This window comes from Massilia scottii (assembly GCF_030846495.1).
Lineage (GTDB): Bacteria > Pseudomonadota > Gammaproteobacteria > Burkholderiales > Burkholderiaceae_D > Telluria_A > Telluria_A violaceinigra.
In genome coordinates, this window is record NZ_JAVCWM010000028.1 from 16906 (window position 1) to 36641 (window position 19736).

The window sequence follows — 19736 nt, forward strand, 5'->3', positions numbered from 1 at the left end:
CTTATTTCAATCACGAACGGAAACGCCATGAGCACGCAGCAGCAGTTTACTCCTGAATCGATGAACAGTTTCGGCGCCGGCACGCTTCCCGGTTACCTGGGCGTGGAAATCACCCGGGTCGGCGGTGGCGAAGTCGCGGCGCGCCTGGAAGTCAAGCCGCACTTGCTCGCGCCCAACGGTTTCCTGCATGCCGGCACCGTCATCACCCTGGCCGACACCGCCGCCGGCTATGCCTGCGTGGCCAACCTGCCGCAAGGGGCGAACAGCTTCACCACCATCGAAATCAAGTCGAACCACCTGGGCACCGCGCGCGACGGGGCGATTGCGTGCGTGGCCAAGGCGGCCCATCTCGGCAAAACCACCCAGGTGTGGGATGTGGTGGTCACCAATGAAGCCAACGGCAAGACCATCGCCCTGTTCCGCTGCACCCAGATGATTTTGTATCCGACCTAAGCGCGGCAAGGGTTTGCGTCATTGCTACTGGAAGTTTTACATCTATTAACTTCCGTTTGACAATTACCTGAAAAAGCGCATCATGGCCTGACGCCGGGGCGGCGGGTCGACCCCCTTCCGGCACCACTGTCCACCAGCCAGAGAACGCCGGATGCCCATCGACTTCGATCAGCTCATACTCACCGAGGCCCCTGGCGGGGTGATTGTCATCACGCCGGACCACACCGTGCTGCGCTGGACCAACGGCGCCGAACGCATCTTCGGCTACACCAGCGACGAAGCGCTGGGGCGCGACCTGCGCGAGCTGATCGCGCTGCCCGGCAAGCAGGATCTGGACGGCGAAGCGGAGCGCCAGATCGCGGCGCGCGGGGTGTTCGACTACGAAACGCTGCGGCGCCGCAAGGATGGCGCGCTGATCTACGTCGACGCCTCCGACAAGGCCATCCACGACGAACACGGCAAGGTTGCCTACATCCTCTCGAGCCAGCGCGACATGACCCAGGCCAAGGCGGCGCGCGACACCCTGCTGATCGAAGCGAAGTTCCGCGACCTGCTCGAATCGACGCCGGACAGCATCATCATGGCCAACCCGACCGGCACCATCGTGCTGGCCAATGCCCAGGCCGAACGCCTGTTCGGCTATGCGCCGGGGGAACTGAACGGCAAGCTGATCGAAGTGCTGCTGCCGGCCCGCTTCCAGCACGGTCACGTGGCCCACCGCTCGCGCTACTTCGAGCAGTCGCGCACCCGTACCATGGGCGCCGGGCTGGAGCTGTACGGCGTGCGCAAGGACCAGGTCGAGTTCCCGGTCGAAATCAGCCTGTCGCCGATCAGCACCGACGCCGGCGCCTTTGTCATCAGCGCGATCCGCGATGTCAGCGAGCGCAAGAAGGCCGAGCAGAAATTCCGCGGCCTGCTCGAATCGGCGCCCGACGCGATCGTGATCGTCAACCGCGATGGCGAGATCGTGCTGGTCAATTCCCAGACCGAAAAACTGTTCGGCTATCCGCGCGCCGAGCTGCTCGGCAAGAAGGTCGAGATCCTGATCCCGCAGCGTTTTGCCGAACAGCATCCGCATTTCCGCACCAGCTTTTCGGCCGGCCCGCGCCCGCGCTCGATGGGCGCCGGACTGGAACTGTACGGCTTGCGCCGCGACGGCACCGAGTTTCCGGTCGAGATCAGCCTGTCGCCGCTGGAAACCGAGGAGGGGGTGCTGGTGTCGTCGGCGATCCGCGACATTACCGACCGCAAGCGCATCGAGCGCGCCCTGAACGACAAGAAGGTCGAACTCGAACGCGCCAACCAGGCCAAGGACTTGTTTCTGACCAGCATGTCGCACGAGCTGCGCACCCCGCTCAACGCCATTCTCGGCTTCACCCAATTGCTGGCCAACGAGTCGCTGCCCTCGACCGCCCAGCAAAAACGCAATTTCGTGCGCAACATCCTCACGGCCGGCGAACACCTGCTGACCCTGATTAACGAAATCCTCGACCTGGCCAAGATCGAATCGGGTTCCCTGAGCGTCTCGCTCGAAGCGGTGATTCTCTCCGGCCTGCTTGACGAAGTGCAGGCGATGGTCGGCGACAGCGCCGCCCGGCGCGGCATCCGCATGGTGTTTCCGAAGCCCGATGCGCTGGTGGTGGTGGCCGACCATACGCGGCTCAAGCAGATCATGCTGAACCTGCTGTCGAACGCCATCAAGTACAACCGCGAGCAAGGGGTGGTGGTGGTCAACGCCAACCTGATCGGCCCGACCCGGGTGCGCATTTCGGTGCAGGATACCGGCAAGGGCTTGCGTCCCGACCAGCTGAGCGCCTTGTTCCAGCCGTTCAACCGGCTCGGCCAGGAAGGCGGCAGCGAGGAAGGCACCGGCATCGGGCTGGTGGTGACCAAGCGGCTGGTCGAGTTGATGGGTGGCACCATGGGCGTGTCGAGCACGGCCGGCATCGGCAGCGTGTTCTGGATCGAGCTCGACCTGAGCACCAGCGTCCAGCTCAGCCTGAGCCCGGCCGTGGCCGTGGCCGCGCCGCACGCGCCGGCGGCGCCGCCAGGCGCTCCGGCGGTGGCGACCTTGCTGTATGTGGAAGACAATCCCGCCAACCTCCTGCTGGTGGAAGAAATCGTCGGCTTCCGGCCCGACCTGGCGCTCATTTCCGCACCCAGTGCCGAGCTCGGCATCGCCCTGGCGCAGAGCTACCTGCCGCAAGTCATCCTGATGGACATCAACCTGCCCGGCATGGATGGACACGAGGCGCAGCGCCTGTTGCGCGCCGACCCACGCACGGCGCACATTCCCGTGATCGCGCTCAGTGCGAATGCGATGGAGCGCGACGTCCAGCGCAGCATCGCCGCCGGCTTTTTTGCCTATCTGACCAAGCCGATCGACATCGACGCCTTCAGCGCCGCGGTGGACCGGGCGCTGGCGCCGGCGTCGGACCAGGCATGATTAATTGTTCAGTTTGATATGCATTTCAACCATGATCGGAACGAGAATGACAACGCTGACCCGGCTTTTTTGCATTGGCACGCTGGCGCTGGCTACCGGCTGCGCGCACGGCCCGGCCACCGACGACACGATGTACCAGGGGCTGGGCGGCCAGGGCGGGATCAGGAAGATCGTGGACACCTTCATACCGATGATCATGGCCGATGCGCGCATCAAGGAATCGTTCAGGGATACCGACCTGAAGAATCTGTCGATGCGGCTGGAAGAGCAGTTCTGCGAACTCGCCGGCGGCCCGTGCAAGTACAAGGGCAAGGACATGAAGGAGATCCACGACGGCCTGAACATCACCAATGCGCAGTTCAATGCGCTGGCCGAGGACTTGCAGGCAGCGATGGACAAGAACGGCGTGGCGCCGGCGGTGCAGAACAAGCTGGTGGCCAGGCTGGCGCCGATGCAGAAGGAGATTGTGACGAAGTGAGCCGGACCCGGCGATCAGCATCGCGTTAAGGCACGCGCCGTCGTTTCTGCCACCGGCAAAAACGACGGCCAGGAAGGTAGCGCGATGTCTCCGCGCTTACAAGCTCACCCAATGACCTTTATACACAATCGGTCCGGTCGGCCCGTTCGGGTCCGGCGAGCCGCCCTTCGGCTCCAGCGTCACCGCCAGCACCGCGACATCGTCGCTGATCGCGTTATCCGGCAAGGCAAACTTGCCCTTGTTGTCGGCCAATACCCCCAGCGAGCGCGGCTTGCCCGACTTGGGCACCGCCCACAGATGCAGGCTCTTGTCCGCCGCAACCTGGCCGCCGCCCACCACCCGCGCATCGAGCGCGCGGTGCTTGCGGTCGGCGGTGAGCACCATGGCGGTTTGCGCCTTGTCGTCGCTCAGCGTGGCCACGTAGGAAATCACCGGCGCATCGACCGGACGATTGGTCAGCACCACCACCAGCAGCAAGGCCGCCATCGCGGTCGAGACCATGCCCAGGCTGCGCCAGAACGCCAGGTTGTCATTGAGCCAGAAGCGCCAGCCCGCAGCCGCGCTCGGCTTGAGGTTCAGGCGCCGTTCGATGCCGCTCCATACGCTTTTCGGCGGCTGCACGTCGCCGGCGAATTCGGCCATGGGCGCCAGGCGCTGCTGCCACTGCGCGGTGATGTTGCGCAGGTCCGCATCCTGGTGCAGCCAGCCCTCGAAGCGGCGCCGCGCGCCGCCCCTGAGCGTGCCCAGCACGTATTCCGCCGCCAGTTTCTGGCGCAGGACGATGTTATGTCGGATGTTCATGTTTGCTCCCGTTTCGCGAGGCAGGTGCGCAGTTTTTCAAGACTGCGCCTGATCCAGGTTTTCACGGTTCCGACTGGTAGCTTCATCTGCTCGGCCACTTCGCTGTGCGACAGGTCGTGGTAATAGGCCAGCGCAACGACCTGGCGATGCATCCCTTCCAGCGCGGACATGCACCACGCCAGCGCTTTCGCATCGCCACTCATTTGCAAGGCCTCGATCGGCGTCGCTTGCGGATCCTGTAGAGCATTCATGACTTCACTATCAAACTGTTCCGCATCGATTTCAACCGAGACGTCGCTGCGCCGGAGGTGGTCGAACGCCTTGTTCCGGACAATGGTCGCCATCCAGGTCATCGGCGCTGCAAGATGGCTCTGGTAGTTGGCGGCATTGTTCCAGATCGCGACATAGCTCTCTTGTAAAACCTCTTCAGCGAGCTCGCGCTTGTGCAATATACGCAGCGCGAAGCCAAACAGTTTCGGAGAAGTTGCATCGTAGAGAGAACGGAAGGCGCCGCCATCGCGCTTGCCGGCTGCCAAAAGCCAGATTCTCAGTTGCTGCGGGTCGAGCGGGTTGACGTCGGTGGACACAGCGCGCCTTGAAAGTGGGGTCGGATGGCCGCGGCGTGCCGCGGAGAGCTCGGTGAGGTTATCGCAAAGGCATATCAGAATACAACAAACTTATTTGCAAAATACAGCAAAATAGTTGAATCCAATCGGGCGCCGCTTGCGTACGCAGTATCGTGGAGACGGCTTACTTCGTTCCGCTTTTTCAAGGAGAGCATATGCAGATGGCGCGTTTGGGTGGCTTGTTCTTGGTGGCAAGTCTGGCCAGCGGTGCGACCTACGGACAGGGCCGGCCCGACATGGGCAAGCTGAGCGCGACGGGCGGCGTCAGCCAGCTCGAAGGGGCGGGCGGCGGCGGCCTGACGCCGTGGGCCCTGATCACCGGCTACGGCAGCCGCGACAGCTGGGGCGCGAACGCGCACTACACCGGCGTGCGGACCCAGGATTACACGCTCGACACGGCCGGGATTGCCGTCGGGCTGGCGGACCGGGTCGAATTGTCGCTGGCGCAGCAGCACTTCAAGGGCAGCCTGGCGCCGCTGGACCGGCTCAGCATCAGGCAGGATATCCTGGGCGTGAAGGTGAAACTGGCGGGCGACGCCGTCTACGGGCAGGATGTGTTTCTGCCGCAGATCGCCGTCGGCGCGCTGTACAAGCGCAACAAGGGCGTGGGCGGGCTGGGGGCGCTGGGCGTGAGCAAGGTGACCCAGCTGGGCGCGAAGGATGACCGCGGCACCGATGTGTACCTGGCCGCGACCAAGCTATTGCTGCAGCAGAGCCTGCTGCTCAACGCCACCGTGCGCGCGACCAGGGCTAATCAGATGGGTCTGCTGGGTTTCGGCGGCGACAAGGGCGATTCCTACAAGGCGATGCTGGAAGTGTCGGCCGCGTACATGGTGGACCGCCAGATGGTGGCCGGCGTGGAATACCGCCGCAAGCCGCATAACCTGGGCGTGGACAATGAAAAGGCGTACTACGACGTGTTCGTGGCCTGGTTCCCGAGCAAGCATGTGTCGGTGACGGCGGCCTATGCGGTGCTGGGGGATATCACGGTGTTCAATCCGAAGCGCCAGAGGGGCGCGTATTTATCGGTACAGACGGGGTTTTGAGGCCTGCGCTTCTCCGGCTGAAGGTTCCGCAGCGGCTTATCCCGCGATCGTCTTTTGCAGCAGCTTGTGCAGCGCCTGGAAATCGGGTTCGCCCACGTAGCGCTTGATGATCTTGCCCTCTTTATCGATCACGAACGTGGTCGGCGTCAGGGTCACGTCGCCATATGCCTTGGCAATATCGCCAGCGCTGTCGAGCGCCACCGTGAACGGCAGCTGGTGCGTCTCGGCGTAATTGAGCACATAGTTGGGCGGGTCGTACTTCACCGCCACGGCGATGAACTCCATGCCCTCACCCTTGAACTTGTTGTAAGTCTCGACCATCTGCGGCATTTCCTTGACGCAGGTGACGCACGACGTGGCCCAGAAATTGACCATGAACACTTTGCCGCGCAAGCTCTGCGAGCTGATCTTGTTACCCTTGATGTCGATGAAGGTCACGTCCGGCGCCCGCGTACTGCGCGCCAGCGCGGCGTAGCCGGCGACGGCAATGGCCAGCACGGCCGCGCCGATGAGTGCCGGTTTGAGCCAGGAGGAACGGGGCGGGGTCTGGGTGGACATGACGGTGAGCTGGAGTAGGACGGAAAGTCATTATAGCCGCGCTGTCGAAACGCTGCCCGCATGACGGCCCGCGCAGGGCTGGGCGCCCCGGCGGGTGCAAGTACTTACAGCGACAACTACAGCTGGACCGACGAGGAGAGCGGCGAGAGCGCGTTGCGCTCGTCTTCGCTGATGTATTCCAGCACTTTGACCACTTTCTTCACGCCCGACACGCCGCGCGCCACATCGGCGCCAATCTGGCCTTCGCGCTGGGTCACGCGGCCCATCAGGAACACGGTGCCGCGCTCGGTGATGACCTTGAACGAGGTGGCCGAAATGGTCTTCATGTCCACCAGGCTGGCCTTGACCTTGGTGGTGATCAGCGCGTCGCTCGAACGCGAGGTGTAGGTGGCGGGCGAACCGACTTCGAGTTCGTTAATCACCATCATCACGCCATCGACGTTGTTCACTTCGCGCTCGACCGCCGCCTTCATCGCTTCGTCGCGCACTTCACCGGTCAGCAGTACCTTGCGGTTGAAGCTGTTGACATTGATGTGCACATCTTCGCCGGTAATTTTCGGCAAGCGCATCTCGGCCTTGAGCGCAATCGCCTTGTCGTCGGCCTGGGCGCCGAGCGTGCGGCGGTCGGCCGTGGCCACGGCGCCGGCAACGGCTCCGCCCACGAACAGGCCGACGCAGCCTTGCAGGCTGCCCAGCAGGGCGACGCAGACGGCTGCTTTCGCGAGCGGGCGCATCATGCGCAGACTGGAATCATTCATTCACATCTCCTCCGAACAGGGCGACATCGATGCCGTCGCAAATGCAGTGTATGGTCACCAGATGGACTTCCTGGATGCGCGCGGTGCGCGCGTGCGGCACGCAGATATGCACGTCGGCATCGGTCAGCATCTTGCCGAGCGCGCCGCCATCCTTGCCGGTCAGCGCCACGATGCGCATTTCGCGCTCCAGCGCCGCTTCGACCGCGGCAATCACGTTGGCCGAGTTGCCCGAGGTGGAAATGGCCAGCAGCACGTCGCCGGCCTGGCCGAAGGCTTGCACCTGCTTCGAGAAAATCTCGCGGTAGCTGTAATCGTTGCCCACCGCCGTCATGATCGAGGTGTCGGTGGTCAGCGCCAGCGCCGGCAGCGGAAAGCGCTCGCGCTCGAAGCGGCCCACCAGCTCGGCCGCGAAGTGCTGGCAGTCGGCAGCCGACCCGCCATTGCCGCAGGCAAGAATCTTGTTGCCATTCGACAAGGCGAAGAACATCAGTTCGATCGCCTGCGAGATAGGTTGGGCCAGGGCAGAAGCCGCCTGAATCTTGAGTTCGGCGCTTTCGTGGAAGTGAGCGAGGATGCGTTGAGTATTCATAGTGGGGGATTATAGTGCAGCAGCCCGGGAACCCGGCCAAGCACGATTAAAATTGCTTACAACTGGATGGCGTCGCGCAGCCAGTCGAGCTGTTCGCCGTCGATGGCCACCACGTCGAAGCGGCATGGCGGCAGGTGCGCAAAGCGCAGCAGATAGGTCTGGGCGGCGCACACCATGCGCCGCACTTTGGCGGCAGTGATGCTGGCGGCCGCGCCGCCGTGGCTCTTGCTTGCGCGCTGGCGCACTTCGACGAACACCAGCGCCTCGCCGTCGCGCATGATCAGGTCGATTTCGCCGCCCCGGCAGCGGTAGTTCGCTTCCACCAGGCGCAAGCCCTGGCGCTGCAGATAGGCCAGTGCCGTCTGTTCCCACAGCTGGCCCTGGCGCTGCTTGCCGCTGAGCCGGGCCGGCCACATGTCAGTTCACGCTGTCAGACGGCTTGAAGCTGCCGCCCTGATACACCGCGGTCGGCTGGACCCGCTCGAAGCGCGCCGGACCGTTGCCGAAGCTGACCGACAGCTTGCCCGTCACCCCATCCATGGTGAACGAGGCGCCCGGGTGCAGGGTGATTTCGCGCGCCACGCGGAAGGCATCGATGCCCAGCGCGTACAGGCGGTCGAGGTCGAGCGTGCGGCGGCTGGCGTTCCAGCGCGGATAGACCATCACCGCCGGATGGTCGGGCTGCACTTCCCACGGCAGGTCGAGCAGGCGCACGCCGTCCAGTTCGGCCAGCGCGGTGCCCGGTTCCGTGCCCGGATTGACCGACGAGGTGCCGTAGACCGGTACGTTAGTGCCGAGCGAGGTGCGCACCTGGCGCAGCTGGTCGGCGTCGAGCGCGGTAAACAGCAGGGTCGGCATGTCGGCATCGACCCGGCTTTTCAGCTGGAAAATGCCCGATTCGCTCAGATAACCGTTCGAGGCCGCCAGTTCCACCGTCTGCGACTGGTTGCCCAGCTGTTTCCACTGGGCCGTGAACGCACTGGCGATGCGGCGCTGCCAGGCATTCGCGCCGGACACGACCAGGGCGCGTGCGCCCGGATGCTCGCTGGCGGCCCACTGCGCCACCTGGCGCGCCTCGTCTTCGATCGACAGGCCCATGACCAGCATGTTGTGCGGCAGGGCCGCGTGGGTGGCGCGTCCATCCGGATGGTTCAGGGCCAGGGTCGGCTTGCTGACCGCCACGCCGGCGGCCGCGATCGCGCTCACCGCCGAGCGCGCCAAAGGACCGACCACGATATCGTTCTGTCCGAGCGCCTCCGTGTAGGCGGCCAGCACTTCCTGCGGGCTGTCGCCGGTTTCGATCAGGTTGACCACGAATCCGCTGCGGTCGCGTTCGTAGGCGGCCATGAAACCGGCGCGCAAGGCGCCTGCCGGCGGACCGAGCGCATCGGAGCGGGTCGGCAGCAGCAGGCCGATGCGGGTGGCCGGGCCGGCGGCGGGCACGGCGGCGGGCAAGTCCGCCGCACGCGGGTTGGCGGCCATGGTGCCGGGAGGCGCGTCGACCGGCATCGTTTCAACCTCGGCTTCCGGCACGACCGGTTCCTGGATCTCGGGCGCGCGCGGCTGCGCCGGTACGACACTTGTGTTTGGCTCGATAGGCGCGCACAATCCCCCCGGCCTGTCGCAGGGCGTGCTGCAGGCACTCAGCATCGCGAGCGCGCTAACGGCGAACAGGCCCTTCAGACTTTTAATCAGCATTACCACTCCCAAATGACAGAATTCCAGACCACTCCGATCGCTCAGCTTCCCGTCATCGGCGAGGCGGCGCATCAGTCCTATCCTACAGCAACCCTGTATATCGTGGCTACTCCCATCGGCAACGTGACCGACATCAGCGTGCGCGCTTTGCACGTGCTCTCGCTGGTCGACGCGGTCGCCTGCGAGGACACCCGCAACACCGGCAACCTGCTGACCCGCTTCGGCCTGTCGCGCCCGATGATCGCCGCGCACCAGCACAACGAACGCGAAGTGGCCGACAAGCTGATCGCGCGCCTGCAGGCCGGCGAGCGCATCGCGCTGGTGTCGGACGCGGGCACGCCGGGCGTGTCGGACCCGGGCGCGCGCATCGTCGACGCGGTGCGCAGCGCCGGCTTGCGCGTGGTGCCGGTGCCGGGCGCGTCGGCGGCGGTGACGGCGCTGTCGGCCAGCGGCTTGGTCAACGACCAGTTCTATTTTGTGGGCTTCTTGCCGGCCAAGGCCAAGCAGCGCGAAACCGCCCTGCAAAAACTGCTGACCGTGGGTGCGACCATGGTGTTCTACGAAGCGCCGCACCGCATTCTTGATTGTGTGGAAGCGTTGACCGGCGTGTTCGAGCCGGGCCGCCAGGTGGTGTTCGCGCGCGAGCTGACCAAGCTGTTCGAAGAAATCCACCGCTGTCCCTTGTCGGAGGCGCTGGAATGGGTCAAGGCCGATGCGCACCGCGAAAAGGGCGAGTACGTGGTGCTGTTGGAGGGCGCACAGGCCGAGGGCGATGCCGAGGATGCCGAGGCCGAGCGCATTCTCAACATCTTGCTGGCCGAATGTTCGGTCAAGCAGGCCGCCAACCTGACGGCGCAAATTACCGGGCGCAAGAAGAATGCCCTGTACGACCGCGCGCTGGAAATCAAGGGTCAGCAAGACTGATCCAGATCAATCGCACTTTCGTGCCGTCGCCGTGGTCCAAGCGGAACGCGGGCTGCTTCGAACCATCCGCCGCGCAAGTCGTATCGGGGGACTATGCCCGACGGCTGGCGCGGAGCAGCGCGCGTGCCGGCGGCGGAGCAAAGTTCGGCAAGTAAAAAGATTTAAAAATAGCTTGCTATTCGATAGTGCGCTATCTATAATTCTTCACATGGACGACAAACAAACACCGAATAACGAAGTCCCCCGGCTCGATGGCCAGTTGTGCTTCTCGCTGTACTCGACTTCCCTGGCGATGAGCAAGCTGTACCGCAAGTTGCTGCGCAAGCTCGGGCTGACGTACTCGCAGTACCTGGTGTTGATGGTGCTGTGGGAACAGAACGAGTTGACGGTGTCGGAGATTGGCGAGCGCCTGTTCCTGGACTCGGCAACCCTGACTCCCCTGCTCAAGCGGATGGAACAGGCTGAACTGCTGACCCGCATCCGCGCCGCCAGCGATGAACGCCAGGTCATCATCTCGCTGACCGAAGCAGGGAGCCTTCTGCGGGAAGAAGCGAAGAAGTTTCCGTCGCAACTGTTGTGCGCCGTTGGCTGTGAGCTGGACCAGGTCATCAGCATGAAGCAGCAGCTCGACGTACTGCGCAGTAATCTGAACAAGAACACGTAGCACCTGACAAGCCAGGGCGGACAGTCACCGCCTGCCCCGGTCGATTCAAAATGTAGTGCACTATATAATCGCTAACTAATCTAATCTTTTAAAAGGAACCATCATGAAAGCCATCAACACCATCGCCCTCGCCCTGTCGATCACCGCCGCCGCAGCAGCAACCCCGGCCATGGCCGCGCCAGCCCCGGTCGCCGCCGTCAAGCCGACCGTCATCCTGGTGCACGGCGCCTTTGCCGATGCCGGCAGCTGGAACGGCGTGGCCGCCAGGCTGCGCGCCGATGGCTACAGCGTGATCGGCGCGGCCAACCCGCTGCGCAGCGTCAAGGGCGACGCCGCCGTGGTGTCCGATATCGTCAAGAGCGTCAAGGGTCCGGTGGTGCTGGTCGGTCACTCCTACGGCGGTGCGGTGATCTCGACCGCCGCCAACGGCAACCCGAACGTGAAAAGCCTGGTTTATGTAGCGGCTTTCGCTCCGGACCAGGGCGAGACGGCGCTCGAACTGTCCGGCCGCTTCCCCGGCGGCACCCTGGGCCAGGCGCTGGCCGAGCCGGTCGCCATCGCCGGCGGCGGCAAGGACTTCTACATCCAGCAAGACAAGTTTCATCAGCAATTCGCCGCCGATGTGCCGAAAGCCGATGCCCAGCTGATGGCGGTAGCCCAGCGCCCGATCGCCGAAGCCGCGTTGACCGAAGCGTCCGGCGCCCCGGCCTGGAAGAACCTGCCGTCGTACTTCATCTATGGCACCGGCGACAAGAACATCCCGGCGGCGGCCCTGGGCTTCATGGCCGAACGCGCCAAGTCGCGCAAGACCGTCGAAATCAAGGGCGCCTCGCACGTCGTGATGACCTCGAACCCGGCTGCCGTTGCCCGCCTGATCGAAGACGCAGCCCAGGCCAAGTAATCCGATCCAATATATAGCTCGCTACTTAATAGACATCAATTAAAAAAGGAAATATCATGAAAGCCACCGCCACCCTCGCCCTGACCCTGCTCGCCGCCTCGCTGTCGACCGCCCACGCCGCCAGCCTTCCCGGCGTCGAACGCAACACCGCGCAGTTTTTGAAAGCGATCGAAGGCGGCAAGCCGCTCAACCAGATGACGCCGGAAGAAGCGCGCGCCGTGCTGGTCGGGGCGCAGGCGGGCAGCAAGGTGGCGCTGGCACCGGCCGATGTGAGCCAAAAAACCGTCACCCTCGACGGCAAGCCGGTCCAGCTGACCATCGTGCGCCCGGCTGGGGCCAGGGGCAAGATCCCGGCCTTCATGTTCTTCCACGGCGGCGGCTGGGTGCTGGGCGACTATCCGACCCACGAGCGCCTGGTGCGCGACCTGGTGGCCGGTTCCGGCGCGGCGGCGGTATTCGTCAACTACACGCCCTCGCCCGAAGCGGGCTACGGGGTGGCGCTCAAGCAAGCCTATGCGGCGACCCGCTGGGTGGCCGAGAATGGCGACGCCATCAACGTCGACGGCAAGCGCCTGGCGGTGGCCGGCAACAGCGTGGGCGGCAACATGGCGGCCGTGGTCAGCCTGATGGCCAAGGATCAGGGCGCACCCAAGCTGCGTGCCCAGCTGCTGATGTGGCCCGTGACCGACGCCAACTTCGAAACGCCGTCGTACAGGCAGTTCGCCGACGGTCACTTTTTGACCCGCGACCTGATGGTCTGGTTCTGGGACCACTACACCAGGGACGCCGGCGCCCGCAAGGAGATCTACGCTTCGCCCCTGCAAGCGACCAGCGCGCAACTGCAAGGCCTGCCGCCGACGCTGATCCAGACCGCCGAATTCGACGTGCTGCGCGATGAAGGCGAAGCCTATGCCCGCAAGCTCGACGCGGCCGGGGTGGAGGTCAAGAGCGTGCGCTACAACGGCATGATCCACGACTTCGGGCTGCTCAACGCGCTGGCCACCCTGCCAGCTACCCGCAGCGCGCTCGAGCAGGCGTCGCAGGAACTGAAGCTGCGTCTGAAATAAGCAGTGACGGCCAGGCCTGCGCCTGGTGTCTCCGCCGGCCAGCTGTTACCCGGGCCGGCCGGCGCCTCGATGAGCATCGCAGGCGGTGGGAATGCAGGCCTGCCGATCGCCTACCACTTGCACCCACTATCCTTCTTATCGAGCAGCAGAACGAGTGGCGCCAGCAATCCACCCGGAATCCCATCCTTGCAGTCGCGTCGCTTGGCCCCCGCGATGAGCCGCGCCGCCTTGGTTTCGGTCGCGTACGGCTTGGGTGGAATCTGCGCCACGGCCATCCCCGCGCGCGCCGGGTCCGGTTTGGTGGCGATCTCGCGTGCAAACTTGCGGGCCGCGTCCGGATCGAACTGCGGCGCCCCTGATGGCGGCGCCACCGTGAACGCCTCCGGCGCGGCCGGTGCATCCGCCTCCTTCTCCGGCAAGGCGATCACGTCGGGCGCCGAGATGCTCTCCGCCGGCGTTTGCCGGGCCCTCGCCGTTTGCGTCTTCGGTGTCGGCTCGGCTCGTTCGGTCGTGGCCGGCTCGGGTTTCATCGCAGGCGTCGGTTTCGGCTGTGGTACCACCTTGGGCGTCGGCGTCGGCGCCGGCTCCGGCGCACGGAGGCTCACCACCAGCGCCTCGCGCGGCACCTCGGCATCCTCCCGCCACGACGGCATCAGCCCCTGCCGATACGCGAACAGCAGCAGTCCATGCACGGCAATCGATATCGCAATGCCGGCACCGACCCGGAACAACACCCGGTCGTTAACGCTCTGACCGTGTACAGGTGCGTAAAAATTCATCTATATCGTAGAAAAATGCGAAAAAATCATACTGACCCTTGACCAAGTTAATTCCCTCCGCTATGATTCTGGTCCTCGGAGTGTGGCGCAGCCCGGTAGCGCACCTGGTTTGGGACCAGGGGGTCCAAGGTTCGAATCCTTGTACTCCGACCAGTATTTCTTATGCAGGCTGACGAAAAAGACCTCGTCAGCCTGTCATATCTCCCTCTCGTAGTTCTCTCTTGCAGCATCATTCCCCTTCCCAGTAGTCGACCGATTGGCCAATGTGGCCCACTGTCCGTTGTGGCAAGGTGTTTGCACCGCCGCCTGCATCGAGCAGCAGTGTCGCATACTTCCCCGAATCGGGAAATTCCACCACTTCCGGTGACTTGTTCGTACTCAGCGCCAGGTAGCGCAACTCCCCTTCCCCCGTATTGATGATGTGATGTGCCGTCTCCTGCCCGCCCGCCGGACAGTTCGCCAATCATCGCCATGCGCGGCGCGAAGCGGTCGGCGGCCGCGCCAGTGGCCGCATACTGCGGCGGCAAGTCTTGCGGGGCCAGCTGATCGAGGTTGATGATGGGATGGGGCATGCAGCTCTCCTTTGCATAATTGATAAGCCATTATAGGAGTGCGGCACAGGAAGAAAAACAGCGGCAACCGTAATACACTGTCAAATTGAATTGACAATCGATTGCCTATTTATGCTGAACCTGAACCGGCTGCAGATGTTCGTTGCTATCGTCGAGACCGGTTCGTTCACGAAGGCGGCGGCCAGCCTGGACGGCGGCGGGACGTCTGTTAAGGCTACTGCCCGCGCATGCGTTGCCCGAACAGGGCGTGTACGCGGTCTACCCGAACACGCGCCATCTGCCGGCCAAGGTGGGGATGCTTATCGCCTTCCTGCGCGGAAACGACGAAGCGTAATGTAATGGCCTTAACCCGCGCGCTTGGCCGCAAGCGCATTGCCCGCGCGGCTGGAACCCTTGCGTCCCAGGTGCTGCGAAATGAACTGCCCCGCATCGACCACCATATCGAGATCGATCCCGGTTTCGATGCCAAGGCCCTGCATCAGGTACAGCACATCCTCGGTCGCCACATTTCCGGTCGCGCCCTTGGCATACGGGCAGCCGCCCAGGCCCGACACCGACGAATGAAAGATCGATACGCCCACTTCCAGGCTGGCGTAGATATTGGCCAGCGCCTGCCCGTACGTGTCGTGGAAATGCCCCGAGATCCGGTCCAGATGAAACTCCTGCGCCGCGCGCAGCATCACCGCCTGCGTCTTGCGCGCGGTCGATACGCCGATGGTGTCGGCGATGTCGATCTCGTCGCATCCCAGCTCGCGCATGCGGCCAACCACGTCACCCACGGCGTCGAGCGACACTTCGCCCTGGTACGGGCAGCCGAACGCGCAGCTGATGCTCCCGCGCAGGCGCAGGCCGTGCTCCTTGGCCGCCTTGGCCACGCTCTCGAAGCGCGCGATCGATTCGGCGATCGAGCAGTTGATGTTCTTTTGCGAGAACGCTTCCGAGGCCGACCCGAAGATGACAACTTCATCGGCTTTCGCGGCCAGCGCGGCATCGAAGCCCTGCATATTCGGGGTGAGCGCCGAATAAATGGCGCCGGCGCGGCGCGTGATCCCGGCCATTACCTCGGTGCTGGTGGCCATCTGCGGCACCCACTTGGGCGACACAAACGACGCTGCCTCGATGTTGGCGAAGCCGGCGCGCGAGAGGCGGTCGACCAGCTCGATCTTGACGGCGGCGCTGACCGACTCCTTCTCGTTCTGCAGGCCGTCGCGCGGCCCGACTTCAACGATCTTGACTTTCTGCGGCAGGGTGCTCATGTCGGTTCCTTGTTCGAAATGTGAATACATGCGCGTTAATACCCGCGTGCGCGGTCGACCACGTCGGCCACCGGCTCGCCGCGTTCGAGTGCGCCGATCTTGCCGGCGATCTGCGCCACGCTTTCGCTGCGCAAGGTCAGCGCCGAGATATGCGGCGTGATGGTAATCCTCGGCTCGTCCCAGAACGGGTGCGGTCCGGGCAGCGGCTCGTTGCGGAATACGTCGAGCGTGGCGCCGGCGATGTGGCCCGAACGGATCAGGGTCAGCAAATCCGGCTCGGCCACGTGCGCGCCGCGCGCCACGTTGACCACATACGCGCCTTCGGGCAGCTTGGACAGATTGGCGCGCGCCAGCAGGTTGGTGGTGTCGTGGGTGAGCGGCAGCATGCACACCAGCACCCGCGTGCCGCGCAAGAATTCATCGAGGCCGTCGTCGCCCGAAAAACAGGCGACGCCATCGATCTCCTTCTGGCTGCGGCTCCAGCCCCGCAGCGGAAAACCGAATTGGGCCAGCGAGTCGAGCACGCGCCGCCCCAGCATCCCCATGCCCATCACGCCGACCGTGAACTGCGCCTTGTCGAACTGGGGCAGCGGCGCCCACACGCCACGGCGTGCCTGGCGTTCGTATTCGTCGAAGCGGCGGTAGTAGCGCAGCACCGCATGGGCCACGTATTCGGCCATCTGGATCGCCATGCCGGCGTCACCCAGGCGAATGATGGGCACCGGCGGCAGCGCGTCGCCGAACTTGAGAATGGCGTCCACGCCGGCGCCGGTCAGGAAAATCGCCTTGACCTTGGCCAGGTGGTCGAGCAGCGCCGCCGGTGGCGACCAAAGAACGGCGTAATCGCAAGGCGCGCAGGACACGCCCTCCTGCCAGAGCACCACCTCGGCCTGGGGCAGCACGCTGGCGAAATCGCGGACCCACGGCTCGGTAACGCCGTCGGCTCGATGTAGAAGAATGCGCATGCTTGTCTCCACTATGTTTTTCTGGTTTTTATGCAGCCTTGAATGCCAACAGCGGTGCGCCGTCGGCGACCTGGTCTCCTACCTGATACAGAATTTCTTCAACCAGCCCGTCGCCTGGTGCGCCGATGGTATGTTCCATCTTCATCGCTTCCATGATGACGAGCGGGTCGCCCTTCTTGACTTGCTGTCCTTTGGTGGCGAGTACCGCCACCACTTTGCCCGGCATCGGCGCGGTCAGGCGCCCGCCTGCGGCTTCGGCTTCGCCGGCGTGCGCCATCGGATCGTTATAGACCAGCACAAAGTGCCGGCCGCCCGTGAATACGTGGAAGGTGTCGCCGTCAACCCGCACGGCGCCGTGGATCGAGGTCGCACCAAGCTTGATCGACAGCTCGGCGCCATCCTGCGCGGTGACCGCCAGCTCGGCGTCGATGCCATTGACCGACAAATCCCACCCATGCGGGCGATACGTCAGGCCGACGTTGTACCCCTTGCCTTCCTTCGCCGCCGAATACTCGTCGGTGAACGAGAGCTGGCGCTGGTAGGCGCTGTTCAGGCGCCAGCCGAGCGCATTGCCCCACGGGTCGGACCGATTGGGCGACTGGCCGATGGACGCCTGCTTCTCGGCGCTGGTCAAGGCCACCGCGGCCAGCGCCAGCGCGCCGACGGGCGCCGCTTTCGGCCGCGGGAACAAGGTGTCGGCATTGCGTTCGATCAGGCCCGTGTCCAGATCGGCCGTCGCGAACGCGGCGCCTTCGACCAGGCGCTTGAGGAAAGCGATATTCGTGGCCAGGCCAACGATCTGGAACTCGGCCAGCGCCTGCGACATGCGCGCCAGCGCCTGCGTGCGGTCCGCGCCCCAGACAATCAGCTTGGCGATCATCGGGTCGTAATACGGCGAGATGGCGTCGCCTTCGCGCACGCCGGAATCGATGCGCACCGCCGCCGGCGAACCGCCCGGCGTTCCGCCCAGTTCAAAACTCACGGCACCCGGCGTATCCATATGGCGCAAGGTGCCGATCGACGGCAGGAAGCCCTTTTCAGGATTTTCGGCGTAGATGCGCGCCTCGATCGCGTGGCCATGGATGGCCAGTTCGGCCTGCGTTTTCGGCAGCGGCTGGCCGTTGGCCACGCGCAGCTGCCACTCCACCAGGTCGGTCCCGGTGATCATTTCGGTGACCGGATGCTCGACCTGCAGGCGCGTGTTCATCTCCATGAAGTAGAACGAACCATCCTGGTTGGCGATGAATTCGACCGTGCCCGCGCCCACGTAGCCCACCGCGCGCGCTGCGGCCACCGCGGCCTCGCCCATGGCGGCGCGGCGCTCAAGCGACATGCCTGGCGCCGGCGCTTCTTCCAGCACCTTCTGGTGGCGCCGCTGCACCGAGCAATCGCGCTCGTGCAGGTAGACGCAATTGCCATGGGTGTCGGCGAATACCTGGATCTCGATGTGGCGTGGACGCAGCAGGTATTTTTCGGCGAGGACCTTGTCGTCGCCGAAGGAGCTGATCGCCTCGCGCTTGCACGAGGCCAGCGCCGCCTTGAAGTCTTCCGATTTTTCGATCACGCGCATGCCCTTGCCGCCACCACCGGCACTGGCCTTGAGCAGCACCGGGTAACCGATGCGGTCGCCCTGCTTCTGCAAAAAATCCGGATCCTGCTCGTCACCGTGATAACCCGGCACCAGCGGCACATTGGCCTTTTCCATCAGCGACTTGGCAGCCGACTTGGAACCCATCGCACGCATGGCCGAACCCGGCGGGCCAATGAACGCCAGGCCCACTTCGGCGCAGGCGTCGGCGAATTCCGCGTTCTCGGACAAGAAGCCGTAGCCGGGGTGGATCGCTTCAGCGCCGGTGGCCAGCGCCACGGCGATGATCTTGTCGCCGCACAGATAACTTTCCTTGGCGGCGGCAGGGCCGATCAGCACAGCTTCATCGCATACCGCGACATGCTTGGCGTTCGCGTCCGCCTCGGAGTACACGGCGACAGTCCTGATGCCCATGCGGCGCGCGGTAGCGGCTACACGGCAAGCGATTTCGCCACGGTTGGCGATGAGGATTTTTGTGAACATGCGTGGGTCTCGATCGATGTTGTTCTAAAAGGTGGATCAGCCGCCGCAGCTGGCCTTGGGCGCCGATTCCAGGGTCGATGCGCGCGTCACCAGGCCCAGTTTGGCCAGCAGGGTGCGGTCGTCTTCGGCTTCCGGGTTATCGGTGGTGAGCAGCTTGTCGCCGTAGAAAATCGAATTGGCACCTGCCAGGAAGCACATCGCCTGTACCGCTTCGCCCATCTGGCGACGGCCCGCCGACAAGCGCACGCGCGCCTGCGGCATGGTGATGCGGGCCACTGCGATGGTGCGCACGAATTCGAACGGGTCGAGCGGGTCCATGCCGTGCAGCGGCGTGCCTTCGACCTGCACCAGGTGATTGACCGGCACCGATTCCGGATACGGATTCAGGTTCGCCAATTGGGCAATCAGGCCGGCGCGCTGCAGGCGCGATTCGCCCATGCCGACGATGCCGCCGCAGCAGACCTTCAGGCCGGCGCTGCGCACGCGGCCCAGGGTGTCCAGGCGGTCCTGGTATTCGCGGGTCGAAATCACGTTGCTGTAGAACTCGGGCGCGGTGTCGAGATTGTGGTTGTAGTAGTCCAGGCCCGCTTCTTTCAGGCGGTCGGCCTGGCCTTCTTCGAGCATGCCGAGGGTGGCGCAGGTTTCCAGGCCCAGCGCCTTGACTTCGCGCACCATCTCTTCGACCTTTTCCATGTCGCGCTCTTTCGGGCTGCGCCACGCGGCGCCCATGCAGAAGCGGGTAGCGCCGTTGGCCTTGGCCTGGCGCGCGGCGTCGAGCACCGTCTCGATGCCGAGGATCTTCTTCGCTTCGACGCCGGTGTCGTAGCGCGCCGCCTGCGGACAGTAGCTGCAGTCTTCCTCGCAGCCGCCGGTCTTGATCGACAACAGCGTGGCCAGTTCGACATCGCCCGCCGGGAACTGCTTGCGGTGTACCGTCTGGGCCTGGAACATCAGTTCATTGAACGGCAGCTCGAACAGCGCCAGCACGTCCGCCAGCGGCCAGGTGGCCGCTTCCGGCAGGGTGATCGCGGCCGCGGGCGGGTGGAAAGAGACAGCTTGGGTTTGGGACATCATGGTTCCTTCA

21 protein-coding genes and 1 tRNA gene are annotated in these 19736 nt (G+C 64.4%); 9 read left to right on the forward strand and 13 right to left on the reverse strand.

The window, feature by feature from the left end:
• The first annotated feature begins 27 nt into the window (after positions 1-27).
• The 3 genes from RBA41_RS27375 to RBA41_RS27385 all read left to right on the forward strand — a co-directional run bounded on the left by RBA41_RS27375 (position 28) and on the right by RBA41_RS27385 (position 3377).
• A complete protein-coding gene (locus RBA41_RS27375) occupies positions 28-453 on the forward strand; it encodes a PaaI family thioesterase (protein ID WP_306627547.1) in 426 nt (141 codons plus the stop codon).
• A gap of 151 nt (positions 454-604) precedes the next feature.
• On the forward strand, positions 605-2899 hold the full coding sequence (locus RBA41_RS27380) for a PAS domain S-box protein (protein WP_306627548.1): 2295 nt from the start codon (positions 605-607) through the stop codon (positions 2897-2899).
• Between the two features lie 46 nt (positions 2900-2945).
• Positions 2946-3377: a group I truncated hemoglobin gene (locus tag RBA41_RS27385; RefSeq protein WP_306627549.1), complete on the forward strand. Its 432-nt coding sequence runs from the start codon at positions 2946-2948 to the stop codon at positions 3375-3377.
• A 96-nt stretch (positions 3378-3473) separates the two neighbouring features.
• On the opposite strand, the gene RBA41_RS27390 is transcribed toward RBA41_RS27385, so the two are convergent.
• Both RBA41_RS27390 and RBA41_RS27395 read right to left on the reverse strand, forming a co-directional pair.
• Positions 3474-4178, reverse strand: a complete 705-nt coding sequence (locus RBA41_RS27390; RefSeq protein ID WP_306627550.1) for an anti-sigma factor — start codon at positions 4176-4178, stop codon at positions 3474-3476.
• Complete coding sequence (locus tag RBA41_RS27395; protein ID WP_099873129.1) at positions 4175-4765, reverse strand: sigma-70 family RNA polymerase sigma factor; 591 nt, start codon at positions 4763-4765, stop codon at positions 4175-4177. Before RBA41_RS27395 ends, RBA41_RS27390 begins: the two co-directional genes overlap by 4 nt.
• Positions 4766-4965: 200 nt before the next feature.
• Between RBA41_RS27395 and RBA41_RS27400 the strand changes: the two genes are divergently transcribed.
• Positions 4966-5850, forward strand: a complete 885-nt coding sequence (locus RBA41_RS27400; protein ID WP_374709613.1) for a DUF3034 family protein — start codon at positions 4966-4968, stop codon at positions 5848-5850.
• Positions 5851-5886: 36 nt separating this feature from the next.
• On the opposite strand, the gene RBA41_RS27405 is transcribed toward RBA41_RS27400, so the two are convergent.
• The 5 genes from RBA41_RS27405 to RBA41_RS27425 all read right to left on the reverse strand — a co-directional run bounded on the left by RBA41_RS27405 (position 5887) and on the right by RBA41_RS27425 (position 9453).
• A complete protein-coding gene (locus RBA41_RS27405) occupies positions 5887-6408 on the reverse strand; it encodes a peroxiredoxin family protein (protein WP_306627551.1) in 522 nt (173 codons plus the stop codon).
• 116 nt (positions 6409-6524) lie between these two features.
• The gene (locus RBA41_RS27410) at positions 6525-7166 is read right to left on the reverse strand and encodes a BON domain-containing protein (RefSeq protein ID WP_306627552.1); all 642 of its coding nucleotides are present in this window, start codon (positions 7164-7166) and stop codon (positions 6525-6527) included.
• A complete protein-coding gene (locus tag RBA41_RS27415) occupies positions 7159-7755 on the reverse strand; it encodes a phosphoheptose isomerase (RefSeq protein ID WP_054265336.1) in 597 nt (198 codons plus the stop codon). The genes RBA41_RS27410 and RBA41_RS27415 overlap by 8 nt, the downstream gene beginning before the upstream one ends.
• Positions 7756-7811: 56 nt before the next feature.
• On the reverse strand, positions 7812-8171 hold the full coding sequence (locus RBA41_RS27420) for a YraN family protein (RefSeq protein ID WP_306627553.1): 360 nt from the start codon (positions 8169-8171) through the stop codon (positions 7812-7814).
• A gap of 1 nt (position 8172) precedes the next feature.
• Entirely contained in the window at positions 8173-9453 is a 1281-nt protein-coding gene (locus RBA41_RS27425; RefSeq protein ID WP_306627554.1) for a penicillin-binding protein activator, read from the reverse strand.
• 12 nt (positions 9454-9465) lie between these two features.
• Between RBA41_RS27425 and rsmI the strand changes: the two genes are divergently transcribed.
• The 4 genes from rsmI (at position 9466) to RBA41_RS27445 (ending at position 13009) form a co-directional block, all read left to right on the forward strand.
• Positions 9466-10377: a 16S rRNA (cytidine(1402)-2'-O)-methyltransferase gene (gene rsmI / locus RBA41_RS27430; RefSeq protein WP_306627555.1), complete on the forward strand. Its 912-nt coding sequence runs from the start codon at positions 9466-9468 to the stop codon at positions 10375-10377.
• A gap of 208 nt (positions 10378-10585) precedes the next feature.
• Entirely contained in the window at positions 10586-11041 is a 456-nt protein-coding gene (locus RBA41_RS27435) for a MarR family winged helix-turn-helix transcriptional regulator (RefSeq protein ID WP_306627556.1), read from the forward strand.
• 103 nt (positions 11042-11144) lie between these two features.
• Positions 11145-11942: an alpha/beta fold hydrolase gene (locus tag RBA41_RS27440; protein ID WP_306627557.1), complete on the forward strand. Its 798-nt coding sequence runs from the start codon at positions 11145-11147 to the stop codon at positions 11940-11942.
• A gap of 56 nt (positions 11943-11998) precedes the next feature.
• Entirely contained in the window at positions 11999-13009 is a 1011-nt protein-coding gene (locus RBA41_RS27445; protein WP_306627558.1) for an alpha/beta hydrolase, read from the forward strand.
• A gap of 110 nt (positions 13010-13119) precedes the next feature.
• Here the strand turns inward: RBA41_RS27445 and RBA41_RS27450 are convergent, their stop codons facing one another.
• Positions 13120-13788, reverse strand: a complete 669-nt coding sequence (locus tag RBA41_RS27450) for a hypothetical protein (protein ID WP_306627559.1) — start codon at positions 13786-13788, stop codon at positions 13120-13122.
• Between the two features lie 76 nt (positions 13789-13864).
• Between RBA41_RS27450 and RBA41_RS27455 the strand changes: the two genes are divergently transcribed.
• A tRNA-Pro gene (locus RBA41_RS27455) sits at positions 13865-13941 on the forward strand.
• Positions 13942-14017: 76 nt separating this feature from the next.
• Here RBA41_RS27455 and RBA41_RS27460 read toward each other — a convergent pair.
• The 5 genes from RBA41_RS27460 to bioB all read right to left on the reverse strand — a co-directional run bounded on the left by RBA41_RS27460 (position 14018) and on the right by bioB (position 19723).
• Positions 14018-14251, reverse strand: a complete 234-nt coding sequence (locus tag RBA41_RS27460; RefSeq protein WP_306627560.1) for a cupin domain-containing protein — start codon at positions 14249-14251, stop codon at positions 14018-14020.
• Positions 14252-14704: 453 nt separating this feature from the next.
• Positions 14705-15616 carry a hydroxymethylglutaryl-CoA lyase gene (locus tag RBA41_RS27465; protein ID WP_306627561.1) on the reverse strand — a complete coding sequence of 304 codons (912 nt, stop codon included), beginning with the start codon at positions 15614-15616 and terminating at the stop codon, positions 14705-14707.
• A gap of 35 nt (positions 15617-15651) precedes the next feature.
• Complete coding sequence (locus tag RBA41_RS27470) at positions 15652-16581, reverse strand: 2-hydroxyacid dehydrogenase (protein WP_306627563.1); 930 nt, start codon at positions 16579-16581, stop codon at positions 15652-15654.
• A 28-nt stretch (positions 16582-16609) separates the two neighbouring features.
• Positions 16610-18652: an acetyl/propionyl/methylcrotonyl-CoA carboxylase subunit alpha gene (locus RBA41_RS27475; protein ID WP_306627564.1), complete on the reverse strand. Its 2043-nt coding sequence runs from the start codon at positions 18650-18652 to the stop codon at positions 16610-16612.
• Between the two features lie 36 nt (positions 18653-18688).
• Positions 18689-19723, reverse strand: coding sequence for a biotin synthase BioB (gene bioB, locus RBA41_RS27480; protein ID WP_306627565.1), 1035 nt, complete (start codon positions 19721-19723; stop codon positions 18689-18691).
• Between the last annotated feature and the right edge of the window lie 13 nt (positions 19724-19736).

Excerpts from the sequence above, each read along its gene's own strand:
- RBA41_RS27400 (WP_374709613.1), top strand. The coding sequence starts at position 4,966 with ATGGCGCGTTTGGGTGGCTTGTTCTTGGTGGCAAGTCTGGCCAGCGGT.
- RBA41_RS27375 (WP_306627547.1), top strand. The coding sequence starts at position 28 with ATGAGCACGCAGCAGCAGTTTACTCCTGAATCGATGAACAGTTTCGGC.
- RBA41_RS27445 (WP_306627558.1), top strand. The coding sequence starts at position 11,999 with ATGAAAGCCACCGCCACCCTCGCCCTGACCCTGCTCGCCGCCTCGCTG.
- RBA41_RS27435 (WP_306627556.1), top strand. The coding sequence starts at position 10,586 with ATGGACGACAAACAAACACCGAATAACGAAGTCCCCCGGCTCGATGGC.
- RBA41_RS27440 (WP_306627557.1), top strand. The coding sequence starts at position 11,145 with ATGAAAGCCATCAACACCATCGCCCTCGCCCTGTCGATCACCGCCGCC.
- RBA41_RS27380 (WP_306627548.1), top strand. The coding sequence starts at position 605 with ATGCCCATCGACTTCGATCAGCTCATACTCACCGAGGCCCCTGGCGGG.
- RBA41_RS27410 (WP_306627552.1), bottom strand. The coding sequence starts at position 7,166 with ATGAATGATTCCAGTCTGCGCATGATGCGCCCGCTCGCGAAAGCAGCC.
- RBA41_RS27470 (WP_306627563.1), bottom strand. The coding sequence starts at position 16,581 with ATGCGCATTCTTCTACATCGAGCCGACGGCGTTACCGAGCCGTGGGTC.
- RBA41_RS27390 (WP_306627550.1), bottom strand. The coding sequence starts at position 4,178 with ATGAACATCCGACATAACATCGTCCTGCGCCAGAAACTGGCGGCGGAA.
- RBA41_RS27420 (WP_306627553.1), bottom strand. The coding sequence starts at position 8,171 with ATGTGGCCGGCCCGGCTCAGCGGCAAGCAGCGCCAGGGCCAGCTGTGG.
- RBA41_RS27450 (WP_306627559.1), bottom strand. The coding sequence starts at position 13,788 with ATGAATTTTTACGCACCTGTACACGGTCAGAGCGTTAACGACCGGGTG.
- RBA41_RS27385 (WP_306627549.1), top strand. The coding sequence starts at position 2,946 with ATGACAACGCTGACCCGGCTTTTTTGCATTGGCACGCTGGCGCTGGCT.
- RBA41_RS27465 (WP_306627561.1), bottom strand. The coding sequence starts at position 15,616 with ATGAGCACCCTGCCGCAGAAAGTCAAGATCGTTGAAGTCGGGCCGCGC.
- RBA41_RS27415 (WP_054265336.1), bottom strand. The coding sequence starts at position 7,755 with ATGAATACTCAACGCATCCTCGCTCACTTCCACGAAAGCGCCGAACTC.
- RBA41_RS27405 (WP_306627551.1), bottom strand. The coding sequence starts at position 6,408 with ATGTCCACCCAGACCCCGCCCCGTTCCTCCTGGCTCAAACCGGCACTC.
- RBA41_RS27425 (WP_306627554.1), bottom strand. The coding sequence starts at position 9,453 with ATGCTGATTAAAAGTCTGAAGGGCCTGTTCGCCGTTAGCGCGCTCGCG.
- rsmI (WP_306627555.1), top strand. The coding sequence starts at position 9,466 with ATGACAGAATTCCAGACCACTCCGATCGCTCAGCTTCCCGTCATCGGC.
- bioB (WP_306627565.1), bottom strand. The coding sequence starts at position 19,723 with ATGTCCCAAACCCAAGCTGTCTCTTTCCACCCGCCCGCGGCCGCGATC.
- RBA41_RS27475 (WP_306627564.1), bottom strand. The coding sequence starts at position 18,652 with ATGTTCACAAAAATCCTCATCGCCAACCGTGGCGAAATCGCTTGCCGT.